This window comes from Paraconexibacter antarcticus, assembly GCF_024220175.1.
GTDB classification, from domain to species: Bacteria; Actinomycetota; Thermoleophilia; order Solirubrobacterales; family Solirubrobacteraceae; genus Paraconexibacter; species Paraconexibacter antarcticus.
Genome location: NZ_CP098502.1, coordinates 1712323 through 1725166, shown reverse-complemented (window position 1 = coordinate 1725166; position 12844 = coordinate 1712323). Strand labels below are relative to the sequence as shown.

11 protein-coding genes are annotated in these 12844 nt (G+C 68.2%); 6 read left to right on the top strand and 5 right to left on the bottom strand.

Features of this window, described 5'->3' with window-relative positions; all coding sequences use genetic code 11:
• Nucleotides 1–4 precede the first annotated feature (4 nt).
• Together NBH00_RS08535 and NBH00_RS08530 are read left to right on the top strand one after the other, a co-directional pair.
• A complete protein-coding gene (locus NBH00_RS08535; RefSeq protein WP_254572915.1) occupies nucleotides 5–1180 on the top strand; it encodes a thiolase C-terminal domain-containing protein in 1176 nt (391 codons plus the stop codon).
• On the top strand, nucleotides 1177–1599 hold the full coding sequence (locus NBH00_RS08530) for a Zn-ribbon domain-containing OB-fold protein (RefSeq protein ID WP_254572914.1): 423 nt from the start codon (nucleotides 1177–1179) through the stop codon (nucleotides 1597–1599). The genes NBH00_RS08535 and NBH00_RS08530 overlap by 4 nt, the downstream gene beginning before the upstream one ends.
• A gap of 162 nt (nucleotides 1600–1761) precedes the next feature.
• Here the strand turns inward: NBH00_RS08530 and NBH00_RS25460 are convergent, their stop codons facing one another.
• The gene (locus tag NBH00_RS25460; protein ID WP_367401310.1) at nucleotides 1762–2016 is read right to left on the bottom strand and encodes a hypothetical protein; all 255 of its coding nucleotides are present in this window, start codon (nucleotides 2014–2016) and stop codon (nucleotides 1762–1764) included.
• Between the two features lie 118 nt (nucleotides 2017–2134).
• Here NBH00_RS25460 and NBH00_RS25455 point away from each other — a divergent pair, with 118 nt between their 5' ends.
• On the top strand, nucleotides 2135–2293 hold the full coding sequence (locus tag NBH00_RS25455; RefSeq protein ID WP_367401291.1) for a hypothetical protein: 159 nt from the start codon (nucleotides 2135–2137) through the stop codon (nucleotides 2291–2293).
• A gap of 14 nt (nucleotides 2294–2307) precedes the next feature.
• Here NBH00_RS25455 and NBH00_RS08520 read toward each other — a convergent pair whose 3' ends face one another.
• The gene (locus NBH00_RS08520; protein WP_254572912.1) at nucleotides 2308–4323 is read right to left on the bottom strand and encodes an ATP-binding protein; all 2016 of its coding nucleotides are present in this window, start codon (nucleotides 4321–4323) and stop codon (nucleotides 2308–2310) included.
• 53 nt (nucleotides 4324–4376) lie between these two features.
• Nucleotides 4377–5972 carry an acyl-CoA carboxylase subunit beta gene (locus NBH00_RS08515; protein ID WP_254572911.1) on the bottom strand — a complete coding sequence of 532 codons (1596 nt, stop codon included), beginning with the start codon at nucleotides 5970–5972 and terminating at the stop codon, nucleotides 4377–4379.
• A 178-nt stretch (nucleotides 5973–6150) separates the two neighbouring features.
• Here NBH00_RS08515 and NBH00_RS08510 point away from each other — a divergent pair, with 178 nt between their 5' ends.
• Nucleotides 6151–7725, top strand: coding sequence for a long-chain-fatty-acid--CoA ligase (locus NBH00_RS08510; RefSeq protein ID WP_254572910.1), 1575 nt, complete (start codon nucleotides 6151–6153; stop codon nucleotides 7723–7725).
• A gap of 43 nt (nucleotides 7726–7768) precedes the next feature.
• Here NBH00_RS08510 and NBH00_RS08505 read toward each other — a convergent pair whose 3' ends face one another.
• A complete protein-coding gene (locus NBH00_RS08505) occupies nucleotides 7769–8830 on the bottom strand; it encodes an LLM class flavin-dependent oxidoreductase (RefSeq protein WP_254572909.1) in 1062 nt (353 codons plus the stop codon).
• Nucleotides 8831–9032: 202 nt separating this feature from the next.
• Here NBH00_RS08505 and NBH00_RS08500 point away from each other — a divergent pair, with 202 nt between their 5' ends.
• The gene (locus NBH00_RS08500; RefSeq protein WP_367401309.1) at nucleotides 9033–10193 is read left to right on the top strand and encodes an acyl-CoA dehydrogenase family protein; all 1161 of its coding nucleotides are present in this window, start codon (nucleotides 9033–9035) and stop codon (nucleotides 10191–10193) included.
• 4 nt (nucleotides 10194–10197) lie between these two features.
• A complete protein-coding gene (locus tag NBH00_RS08495; protein ID WP_254572907.1) occupies nucleotides 10198–11235 on the top strand; it encodes an MBL fold metallo-hydrolase in 1038 nt (345 codons plus the stop codon).
• Between the two features lie 9 nt (nucleotides 11236–11244).
• Here the strand turns inward: NBH00_RS08495 and NBH00_RS08490 are convergent, their stop codons facing one another.
• Nucleotides 11245–12801, bottom strand: coding sequence for an acyl-CoA carboxylase subunit beta (locus NBH00_RS08490; RefSeq protein ID WP_254572906.1), 1557 nt, complete (start codon nucleotides 12799–12801; stop codon nucleotides 11245–11247).
• Between the last annotated feature and the right edge of the window lie 43 nt (nucleotides 12802–12844).

The window sequence follows — 12844 nt, the reverse complement described above, 5'->3', positions numbered from 1 at the left end:
TCTCATGAGCACGCTTCGCGGCAAGACCGCCATCATCGGCTGTGGGCTCTCCCCCGTCGGCCGCGTTCCCGGGCGCAGCCCGCTGTGGCTCGCCGCCGACGCCGCGAACACAGCGCTGGAAGATGCAGGGTTGACGAAGTCCGATCTGGACGGCGTGCTGTCTGCGGGAGCGTTCGCCTCACCGTTTCACCGCTTCAGCGTCGCGCTGAGCGAGTACCTCGGTATCCAGCCGACGTTCTCGAACACGCTTCAGGTCTCGGGCGCGACGGCAGCGACGGCATTCGGTATCGGCGCCGCCGCGATCGCCGGCGGCCTGGCGCGCTACGTCCTCGTCGCTGCCGGGGACAGCCTGCTCACGGGCCTGACGCCGGATCTCGCGCTGCGGTCGATGAGCGAAAGCCGTGACCAGCAATACGAGATGCCGTTCGGGATCCCGGTCGCGAACACGTTCGCGATGACGGCGCATCGCCACATGAGGGATTACGGCACCACGCCCGAGCAGCTCGCGCAGGTCGCGGTCGTCCACCGAGAGCACGCCGCCCGCACGCCGGGCGCTCAGATGACCGCGCCGATCACCATCGATGACGTGCTCTCGTCGAAGATGGTGACGACGCCCTACCACAAGCTCGACTGCTCGCTGATCTCCGACGGCGGTGCAGCGTTCATCCTCGCCTCGGCCGAGGACGCCGCCTCGCTCGGGATCGAGAACGCCGTCTACCTCCTTGGTGCCGGCGAGGCGTACACGCACGAGCACATCTTCCTGATGCCGTCGATCACGTCGACCGGCGCTGCGCTGTCGAGTGCCAAGGCGTACGCGATGGCGGGCTGCACCGCGTCAGACATCGACGTCGCCGGCGTCTACGACTGCTTTACCGGGACGGTCATCATGGCGCTCGAGGATCTCGGCTTCTGCGCCAAGGGTGACGGCGGCCCGTTCGTCGCCGATGGCCACATCACGTACGGAGGCACCGTGCCGGTCAACACCCATGGCGGACTGCTCTCGTTCGCGCACGCCGGCCTCCCCGGGTCGCTGTTTCACTTCCACGAGGTCATCGCTCAGCTCCGTGGCGCCTGCGGTGACCGCCAGGTCCCCGACGCGGAGCTCGGCCTCGTGCACTGCCTCGGCGCCGGCTGGGCGGCGAACGCCACCGTCATCCTCGGCACCGAGGCCACGCGATGATCACGCCCGAGCAGGCCGCCGCGAAACCGCTGCCGATGCCGGACGCCGACACCGCCGAGTTCTGGGCCGGGCTGGCCCGCGGCGAACTGCTGCTGCAGCACTGCCTGTCGTGCTCTGCGATCCATTACTACCAGCAGGGCATGTGCCGGATCTGCGGCTCCAGCCACCTCGAGCACCGCGCAGCGAGCGGCCGCGGAACCGTGCACTCTTTCAGCGTCGTGCACCGGGCGCCGGGACCGGCCTTCAAAGACGAGACCCCCTACGCCGTCCTGCTGGTCGAGCTCGAGGAGGGCCCCCGGATGATCAGCCGGTTGGTCGCGGGGGCAGACCCGAGCGTCGTGGACTTCGACATGACGGTCCAGCTCGTGTGCGTACCGGTGGATGAGGGCGTGACGCTGCCCTGCTTCCGTCCGGCCTGACGGCGGGCGCACCACGCTCCCACGCACGCCAGGGAGGCGCCTTCCGGCGGCCCCCTCCTGTGCTCCCGAGACGGCTGCTGCGTGTTACCTCAGGTGCACCATCGCGTCCCGCCGGATCGGAGCACAGATCAGCGCGTCGTCGGTGGTCACCATAAGGCCCCGTCATGGGTGACATCTCGTGCTGGATCGTGTATCCGTCGACGTCGAAGCCGACCTCTTCGCTGACCTCTCGGAGCCGATCTCGAGCTTGACGGTCGGCTCGCAGCACAGGTTGGTGGCGACGATGGCCTCGCCCCGATCCGTGATGGAGTGCAACCGCTCGACGGAGCTCCGCGTCGGCTGCCGCGCGGGATGCTCGAGCCAGCGCTCTTCCACTGACGCCGTCGGGAACTCGTCGAAGTGCGGCTGGAGGTCCATCGCGGAGAGCACGCAGGACTGCGCCGCGATTCTCAAGCTGAGCACTGCGACCGTCGTGACGTGGGACGTCGGCCGCGTCGGCGTCGACACGTCGGCCGGTCTCGCGGCGAAGACCCTGATGCTCGCCGGCGGCGAAGATCTGCGGCTCGACCTGGACATTGATCTGGACGACGACGAACTGGACGACGGGTCGTCCGTCGCAGCGGTCTCGATCCGCGTCACGACCGCGGCCGAGTGGCGCTCCACCAGCGCCGTGCCGCGGTCCCGATCGACCTGATCGTCACATGACCGCTACGCGGCCGACTCGGCCTCGGCGGGGTCGATCACCGCGAGAATCATCCCCGCCTCGACCTGCTGCCCGGCCTCGACCGGAATCTCCGTGACGGTGCCCGCGACCGGCGCGACGATCTCATGCTCCATCTTCATCGCCTCGATGACCAGCAGCGGGGTCCCGCGCTCGACCGCGTCCCCGGCCTCGACCGTCACCCGCAGGACGGTGCCCGGCATCGGCGAGGAGAGTGACCCGGCGGCCGCCTCGTCCTCGACGTCCGGGAACCGCGGCAGCTCGACGAAGTGGCACTGACCAAAGCCGGTGTTGACCCACCAGTGCTCGCCGACGTGATGGACGCGATAGCGGCGGACGACCCCGTCGACTGCGAGTTCCACGGCGTCCGGCCGGCAGCCATGGACCTCCAGCCCCTCCGGCTCCTCCCCGTCGATCCGGATCCGCCAGCCGGCCCGCTCGAGGCGGTGCTCGACGAGCACCGGCCCCGCAGGGCCCTCCAGAGTGGTCGGCTGCAGCTGCGAAGGGTTGTTGCGAAAGCCACTGGGAACGCGCCGAAGCACCCCCGCCGTGGCGCGCCGTTCGGCCTGTCCCGCCAGCGCGACGGCCACGGCGCACAGTTGTGCCTGCAGACCCGCGAGCAGCGGGGCCCCGAGCACGGATGCTGGGTGGCGCTGCAGGAAGTGGGTGTCGATGTCGCCCGCCAGGAACTCCGGATGCTCGAGCAGCCGCACCAAGAAGTCCCGGTTGGTCACCAGGCCGTGCAGCTCGCTGTCCCGCAGCGCGCGAGAGAGTCGCCGTGCAGCGTCCTCCCGCGTCGTTCCGCGGGCGACCACCTTCGCGATCATCGGGTCGTAGTAGACGCCGATCTCGGAGCCGGAGGCCACGCCGGCGTCGACGCGGATCCCCGGTGCAGCTGGGATCTCGAACCGGTCAAGCCGGCCGGTCTGCGGCAGGAAGTCGCGCTCGGCGTCCTCGGCGTATAGCCGCACCTCGATTGCGTGCCCGGTCAGCTTCGGCTCGAGGGCCGACGGCGGCAACGGGGCACCCTCGGCGACCTGAATCTGCAGCTGGACGAGGTCCAGGCCGGTCACGAGCTCGGTGACCGCGTGCTCGACCTGAAGCCGTGTGTTGACCTCCAGGAAGAAGAACTGACCTCCGGGGGACAGCAGGAACTCGACGGTCCCGGCTCCGACATAGCCGAGCGCCTTGCCAGCCGCCGTCGCGGCGTCGCACATCCGCCGGCGGAGCGCCTGGTCCAGTGCGGGCGAAGGGCTCTCCTCCAGGATCTTCTGGTGGCGCCGCTGGATCGAGCACTCACGTTCGAACAGGGCCACGACGTGGCCGTGATGGTCGCCGAAGATCTGGATCTCCACATGACGGGAGTTCTCGACGTAACGCTCGAGGAACAGCGTGTCGTCCCCGAAGGCGGAGAGCGCCTCTCGCCGGGCCGCGGCGACCGCCGAGATCAGGCCAGCCGGATCACCGACCACCCGCATGCCCTTGCCGCCTCCGCCGGAGGAGGCCTTCGCCAGGAGCGGCCAACCCAGGGCGTCGGCCTCGGCGGTCAGCACTTCAGCGGAGATCCCCTCGGTTACGGTGAAGCCGCCCAGGACCGGGACCCCGGCCGCGGCCATGAGCTTCTTGGCTTCGATCTTCGAGCCCATGGCATCAATCACCTCGGGCGACGGCCCGACGAACGCGATCCCTGCCGTCGCGCAGCGTCGAGCCAACTCGGCGTTCTCGGCGAGGAAGCCGTATCCGGGGTGGATCGCGTCGGCGCCGGTCCGCTCCGCCGCGGCGATGATCGCGTCGATGCGCAGGTACGACTCGGCGGGTGTCGATCCGCCGAGCACAACGATCTCGGTGGCCTCGGCGGCGAACGGCGCATGGCGATCGGGGTCGGAGACCACGGCGACCGTGGCGATGCCGAGCTCGCGACAGGACCGCATGATGCGCCGGGCGATCTCACCGCGATTGGCCACGAGCAGCTTGTCGATGCGGCGAGTGGTGACGGCGGCCACGGGCGGCTGGGTGCGGGGGGTGCGGGGGGTGTCCTCTATGGTCATCTCATCGCTCACATCCGGTAGGCGCCGTAGGTCTCGGCACCTTCGATCGCGTTGTTGTGACACGCCGAGAGGGCCATCCCGAGGATCGCCCGGGTGTCGCGAGGATCGATGATCCCGTCGTCGTAGATCCGGCCGCTGTTCTGCAGAGCGGTGGACTCGACGTCGATCTGCTGCTCGACGCGGTCCCGCATGGCCCGGTCGGCGTCCTCGTCGAAGGCCGTGCCTCTTCCCTTCGCCGCAGCCTGCGCCACGATCGACAGCACACCGGCGAGCTGCTGCGGGCCCATGACCGACGAGCGGTAGTTGGGCCAGCCGAACAGGAAACGCGGACGGTACGCGCGCCCCGACATCCCGTAGTTCCCGGCGCCGTAGGAGGAGGCGGTGTTGAGCGTGATGTGCGGAACCGTGCTGTTGGAGACCGCGTTGATCAGCATCGCTCCGTGCTTGATGATGCCGCCCTGCTCGTATTCCTTGCCGACCATGAAGCCGGTCGTGTTCTGCATGAAGATGAGGCTGGTCTTCTTCTTGTTGGCGAGGAGGATGAACTGTGTGGCCTTCTGCGCCTCCTCCGAGAAGAGGATCCCGCGCTGGTTCGCGAGGACGCCGACGGGATAGCCGTGGATCGAGGCCCAGCCGGTGAGCAGCGAAGTTCCGTAGAGCGGCTTGAACTCGTCGAAGCGCGACCCATCGACCACGCGGGCGATTACCTCACGCATGTCGAACGGGACCCTGACGTCTGCCGACGCGAGACCGAGGAGCTCCTCGGCCTCGTAGATGGGCTCATCGTCCGGCTCCGAAGGTGCCGGTCCGAGCTTGCGATGATTCAGCCGGCGCACGATGTCGCGGGCGATCCGCAAGCAGTCGTACTCGTCGACGGCCATGAAGTCCGCCAGCCCGGACACGCGCGCGTGCATCTCGGCTCCCCCGAGCTCCTCGTCGGTGGACTCCTCGCCGGTCGCCATCTTCACCAGCGGGGGACCGCCGAGAAACACCTTGGCGCGCTTCTCGACGAACACCGTGTACTCGCACATGCCAGGCACGTAGGCGCCGCCGGCGGTCGAGTTCCCGAAAACGAGTGCGAGCGTCGGGATGCCGGCCGCTGACAGCCGCGTGAGGCTGCGGAACATCTCCCCGCCCGGGACGAACATGTCCACCTGCGTCGGCAGATCCGCGCCGCCGGACTCGACGATGTTGATGAATGGAAGACGGTTTTCGCGCGCGATGTCCAGGGCCCGGAACAGCTTGCGAAAGGACCACGGGTTGGACGCCCCGCCGCGGATCGTCGGATCGTGGGCGACGATCATGCACTCGACGCCTTCGACGACGCCGATACCGGTGACCACCGACGCGCCGACCTCAAAGTCGCTGTGGGTCGCGGCAAACGGCATCAGCTCGAGAAACGGCGCATCGCGGTCCAGCAGGAGCTCGATGCGCTCGCGCGCAAGGAGTTTCCCACGCTCACGGTGCCGCGCTACGTACTTCTCGCCGCCCCCGGCCCGCGTGCGCTGGAGTCGCTGCTCGAGTTGCTCGATCATGGCGAGCAGCGCCGCTCGGTTGCTACGGAACTGCTCGTTCTCCACGAGCCGTGATTTGAGCGTGATCACCGTGGCCCCACTTCCCGAGCGTCGACGTGAACCATCGTTATGCGTCTCACGCCGCGGACGATATAGGCTCGTCGGCAGAGCGTCTGAAATCGCGCGCAGAGCGACAGGCGATCGATGACCCGCCAGGTCACCACGTCGCTCAGATGCGTTAACCATCATTGGACCACAGGGGGTTGGAATGGACGGGAATCTGAGTTGGGTGCTGGATCGGGCGACACGGATCGCGGGCGCGAACATCGCCGTCATCGACGGCGACAGGCGCTTCACCTACCGCGAACTGGACCGTCGCGTGGCCGGCCTCGACGCGGGACTGGCGGCCTTGGGCATCCAAGGTGGCGACGTCGTCGGCGTCCTGGCGCTGAACTCACATCGCCATTTCGAACTCTGGCACGCGGTCCCCCGGGGCGGTGCGGTCCTCAACGACCTGAACATCCGCCTCGCCGCGGCCGAGTTACGGTACATCCTCGAGGATGCCGACACCGCGGCGCTGTTCGTCGACGATGCGTTCCTGCAGGTCGGCTCCGAGCTCGCGGCGGAGATCGCGAGCATTCGGCATCTCATCTACGCCGGGGATGGCGTCGCGCCGGCCGGCACACTCAGCTACGAGGAACTCGCCGCGACCGCGCCACGGCCTGCGCCCACCCTCCCGCCCGACGCGCTGGCCGGGATCTTCTACACGGGTGGCACGACCGGCCGACCCAAGGGGGCGATGCTCAGCCACGCGAACCTGCTGGCCAACGCCAAGCACGTGTTGACCGGCTTCGGCTACGAGAGCGACGACCGCTACCTGCACGGCGCGCCGATGTTCCACCTTGCCGACGGCGCCACCACCTACGCGCTGACCTGGGTCGGTGGGACGCATGTGATGGTGCCGACCTTCGACGCCGCGCTCGTCGCGCACACTATCCAGCAGGAGCGGGTGACGATATCCACGCTCGTCCCCACGATGATCAACATGCTGATCAACCTCCCGGACCTGGACACGTACGACCTCTCCTCCGTCAGGCGCCTGAATTACGGTGCGTCGCCAATGCCCGCTCGGGTCCTGACCGACGCAATGGGCAAGCTCGACTGCGAGTGGGCGCAGGCCTACGGCATGACCGAGGCCTCCCCCCTCGTCACGATCTGCTCCACGGAAGACCACCGCCGCGGAGCTGCCGGCGAGGAGCCCTATGCCACGCGGATGCGGTCAGCGGGCCAGCCCGTCGTCGGCGTCCAGGCCGAGGTCCGCCGGCTCGACGGCAGCGCCGCCGAGGTCGGCGAGCCTGGCGAGATCTGGGTGCGCGGACCCAACGTCATGCAGGGCTACTGGCGCCGCGAGGAGGAGACCACCGCCGCGCTCGACGCCGAGGGCTGGTACCACTCCGGCGACGCCGCGTATCTGGACGCGGACGGGTACATCTTCATCGTCGATCGCGTCAAGGACATGATCATCTCCGGCGGCGAGAACGTGTACTCGACCGAGGTCGAGAACGCCATCCACATGCACCCCGACGTACTCGAGGCGGCGGTCTTCGGCATCCCCGACGAACGCTGGGGCGAGCGGGTCCACGCGGTCGTCGTACGCAAGCCCGGCGGGACCGTCGACGAGGCCGGCATTGTCGAGGCCTGCCGCGCGCAGATCGCCGGATTCAAGCTCCCACGATCGGTCGAGTTCTCAGCCAACCCACTCCCCAAGTCCGGTGCGGGCAAGGTGCTCAAACGTGACCTCCGCGAGCCGCACTGGAAGGGCATGGACCGCCGCGTCTCCTGAGCGGGCGTGCGGGCACCGGCGCGGCCGGTGCCCGCACGCGGTCCTATGGCGCGGTGATGACGTCAGACGCCGCGATCAGCGAGGAGGTGTTCTCCTCCACGCGCTCCGGGCTCGACGCGATCGATGGCGTGTACATCATGGCGTGGTCGATGACGCCTTCGTACCGCTTCAGGCCATCCCGGATCTCCTCGGGCGTGGACCCGGTCACGGACATCGCGTCGATCATGTCGTCGCTGACGGCTGCCACCATCGCCGCCATGTCGCGCCGCCCGAATGCCTCGCGGATCTTCTCGCCTTCCGCCGTGAAACCACAGACGTCGAGGATCACGTCGTATGTCTTGACGGACGAGTAGAAGGCGATCTGCGCCGCCGCCTCACGACGTGCCTGCCCGACGTCCGGGTGCAGAGCGGTGATGACCATGCTCGCGACCTCGAAGTTCGCGAGGTCGCGCCCCGCACGCATCGCACCCTCTTCGAGCGCTGGGCGCACCACTTCCTGGGCATACTTGACCGTCATCAACGGGTGTCCGGCGAGGCCGTCGGCGACCTCGCCCGCCGCGCGGACCATCCGCGGCCTCACGCCGGCGATGACGATCGGGATGCTCTCGCGCTGCGGCGGCGCCACCGGACCGACCGGTTTGATGTTGACGTGGTAGAAGCGCCCATCGTGAGACACCGGCCCCTCGTGCAGGCGCCAGATGCGCCGCACGAGCGGCACGAGCTCCTCCATGCGTACGGCCGGCGCGTCGGGATCCTGACCGTGCCAGTCCCGGATCATCGTCCGCGTGCCGTTCCCCAGCCCGAGCACCATGCGCCCGCCCGACAGCTCGTCCAGGTCGCGTGCATCGGTCGCCAGGACCAGCGGCGAGCGGCCGATGCCGTACATGATCGACGATCCCAGCCGGCAGCGTTCGGTCGCGGTGGCCATCGCTGCCAGCGAGATCCCGCCGGAGCGCGTGTAGAACTCACTCGTCCACACGGCATCCAGGCCTGCCGCATCCGCTGCGGCGGCGAGCCGCATCGTTGCGGCCAGCGTCTCGCCGAACACGGAAACCCCGAAGGTCAACCGCCCGCCGCTGTCCGCCCCATTCTCCGTCGTACTCATTCCGTTCCTTTCGTGCACCACGTAAGCGTGCGTTCGCGCGAGAATACGCTGCCGATTATGCAGCGTGAAAGCCTGAAAATACCGTATTTCGCTCGTATCTCGACGTGTTTGCTAACGACTGTTACCATCCCACGATCCAGTCCTTGACCATAGGAGATCCGACGTGAACCCCGCTACGATGACCGACCACGGCCTGCCCTACCTGCCCCTCGTCCCCACGCAGGAAGAGCAGATGCTGCGAGAGTCCGTGTACGCGATCGCGTCGAAGTACGGCCCCGAGTACTACATCAAGCAGACTGCGGCCGACGAGCCGCCGACTGCGTTGTGGAATGAGCTCGGTGAGAAGGGCTTCCTGGGCGTCAATGTGCCCGAGGAGTACGACGGCGGCGGGCTCGGCATGTACGAATTGGCTGCGGTCGGGGAGGAGACCGCATACGCCGGATGCCCGCTGCTGCTCATGGTCGTCTCCCCCGCCATCGTCGGCTCGATCCTCGCGCGCCACGGCACGCACGAGCAGAAGGACCGCTGGCTGCGCGGCATCGGCACCGCTGCGATGAAGATCGCCTTCGCGATCACGGAGCCCGACGCCGGGTCGAACTCGCACAAGATCTCGACCGCGGCGACCAAGACGGACAGCGGCTACGTCCTGAACGGCCAGAAGTACTACATCTCCGGCATGGAGGACGCGGACGCGGTCTTGGTCGTCGCCCGCACCAGCGTCGATGAGGGCACCGGCCGGGGTCGCCTGTCGCTGTTCATCGTCGACGTCGATGCACCCGGTCTGACCCGCCAGCACATCCCGACCGCCATCGAGGCCCCCGAAAAGCAGTGGACACTCTATTTCGACAACGTCGAGATAGGTGACGACCGCCTGATCGGCGCTGCGGACCAGGGCCTGAAGGTCGTCTTCGACGGCCTGAACCCCGAGCGCATCCAGGCAGCGGTCATGTGCACCGGCATCGCCCGCTACGCCCTCGACAAGGCCTGCTCCTACGCCAACGAGCGGGTTGTCTGGGGCGGCAAGAAGATCGGGTCCCACCAGGGCGTATCACACCCCCTGGCCGAGGCGAAGATCGCCCTGGAGCAGGCCCGCGTCATGACGCAGAAGGCGGCCGTCCTTTACGACGTCGGCGCCCCCGGCGCAGGCGAGGCGGCGAACATCGCCAAGTACGCCTCGGCGGAGGCCGGCATCAAATGCCTGGACCAGGCGATGCAGACGCACGGCGGCAACGGCGTGGCGCTCGAGTACAAGCTCTCGAACTACTGGTTCATGGTACGGCTGCTCAGGACGGCGCCGGTCTCGCGCGAGATGATCCTCAACTTCGTCGCCGAGCACTCCCTCGGGTTGCCGCGCTCCTACTGAACGGGTGACCTTTCAGGCGGCGGACCCGCCCGCGGATGTCGTCCGCATCGCGATGCCGACTCCGTGGGCCGTCGGCGTCGTCAACGCATATCTGCTGCTGGGGGAGCCGCTGACGCTGGTCGATGCGGGGCCCAGGACCCCAGCCGCGCTTGCTGCATTGCAGGCCGGGGCGGCATCGGTCGGGATCCGGCTCGAGGACATCGAATTGCTCGTCCTCACCCACCAGCATCAGGACCACATCGGTGCCGCCGCCGAACTGGTCCGGCGTTCTGGTGCGCGCGTCGCCGCCTTCGCGCCGCTCGCCGAGGAACTCCACGACCTCCCCGCCGCGCTCTCGCGTCAGCACGACTACATGTCGCGCGTCATCGTCCGGCACGGCATGCCGTCGGCGGAGATCACGGCCCGACGCCGGCGCCAGGACAGTGATCGTCAGTACGCCGAATCGGTCGCCATCGACGTCCGGCTGCGTGACGGCGACGTGCTACAAGCCGGCGGGCGCCGGCTCACCGTCTATCACCGTCCAGGCCACAGCCCGAGCGACATCATCCTCCACGACCCCGGTGACGGCGTGCTCGTCGTCGGTGATCACCTGCTGCCGAAGGTCTCGTCCAACCCGATCGCGCATCTGCCGCTCGGTGCCCGTGACGTGGAATCGGCGGCGGACGAGCGGACGCGGCCGCGGCCGCTGCTCGACTACCTGGCGTCGCTGGCCGGCACGCGCGAGCTCACCGTCAGCGTCGCCCTCCCGGGACACGGACCGGTGTTCTCCGACCTGCCCACGCTGATCGACGCACGCGTGGCGATGCACCACCAACGGGCGGCTGAGATCCTGGCGGCGCTGCAGATCGAACCCCGTGCCGCTCGCGACCTGGTGGACGTACTCTGGACAGACCTGCCGCCGGACCTGACGTACTTGGCGATGACCGAGGTCATCGCCCACCTGGATCTTCTCGGTCACCAGGGGGCGATCGTCGCCGACGCCGAGGCCGGCGTGATCCGAAGCCGAGCGGCCTGCCCGCGGCACGCCCACCCGTGTAAGTAAGCAGCGGGGCTACCCGCGGATGACTGCGTTGTGGCGCGGTACCGTCTCGCGCTTCTTGTTGGCGTAGTGCCGCATGCGCAGGATCAGCTCGCGTCGCAGCTCGTCGCCGGGAATCACGCTGTCGACGTAGAACTCGGACGCGGCTCGGAAGATGTCGAGGTTGACCAGGTACTCCTCACGGCGTGCGTTGACGAACGCCTCACGCTCCTCCGGGTCCTCAATCGCCTCGATACGGTTTGACCAGATGGCGTTCACCGCGGCTTCCGGGCCCATGATCGCCATCTTCGTCGAGGGCAGCGCGATCATGGCGTCAGGGTCGAACGTGGCCCCGGACATCGCCATGTACGCCGCACCATAGCTCTTGCGCAGCATCACGGAGATTCGCGGGACCGTGCAATTGGCGATCGCACTGAGGTACTTGGCACCGTGCCGGATGATCCCGCCGCGCTCGACCACCGAGCCCACCATGAAGCCCGGGGTATCGGACAGGAAGATGAGCGGGATGCCGTAGGCGTTGCACATCTGCACGAACTGCGCGCCCTTGTCCGAGGTATCCGCGGTGAGGATGCCCCCCTTGAAGTTCGGCTGGCTCGCGACGATCCCGACCGGCCGGCCGTCGAGGCGTGCGAAGGCGGTGATGAGTTCTTTGGCGAAGCGCGGCTTGTGCTGGAAGATCGAGCCCTCGTCGAACAGCTGCGTCAGCACCTCGCGCATGTCGAACGGCTTGACCTGGTTCTCCGGGATGATCTCGTTGAGGCGCGGCCCCTCGGGCGGCTCGACCGGATCCGTAAGCGGCACGGGGTGTTCCCACGACTGCGGCAGGTAGCTGAGGTACGTGCGCGCGAGCTCCAGCGCGTGAGCGTCGTCCTTTGCGAGCTGATCGCCGAGCCCCGAGACGTCGCAGTGCATGCGCGCACCACCCATCTCCTCGGCGGTGACCTCCTCCTTGATGGCCATCTTGACCATGCGCGGGGAGCCGAGGAAAGCCGCGGCGTTGCCGTCGACCATGATCACCGCATCACAGAACGCGGGGACGTACGCCGCGCCCGCCGGCGACGGGCCGAACAGGATGCAGATCTGTGGCGTGACTCCGGACATCCGGCACTGGTTCCAGAAGATGCGGCCCGCGTGCCCGCGGTCGATGAACAGGTCGAACTGCTCGTCTAGTCGCGCGCCCGCGGAGTCGACGAGGTAGACCAGGGGACACCGGCTGCGGGCAGCCTCTTCCTGCATGCGAACGTACTTGCGGATCGTCTGCCGCCCCCACGCACCCGCCTTCACGGTCGGGTCGTTGGCGATCACGCAGACGGGACGCCCGTCGACGGTGCCGAGGCCCGTCACGATGGCGTCCGCCGCAAGCCCCTCGTCCATCGTGCGTGCCAGCAGCCCGTCCTCGACGAACGAGCCCTCGTCGAGCAGCGCCTCCACGCGATCGCGGACGAACATCTTGTTCTGGCGGGCGATCGCCTCGTGGTACTTGGCGGCACCACCGGCCTTCGCCGCCTCCACGCGCGAGAGCAACTCACGCTCGAGAGGGATGTCGAGGGTCTCGGGTTCGGTCGCCATCGGTGTGCTCCTTCGGGCTGAGGTGGCGGACAGGCTCCACCGG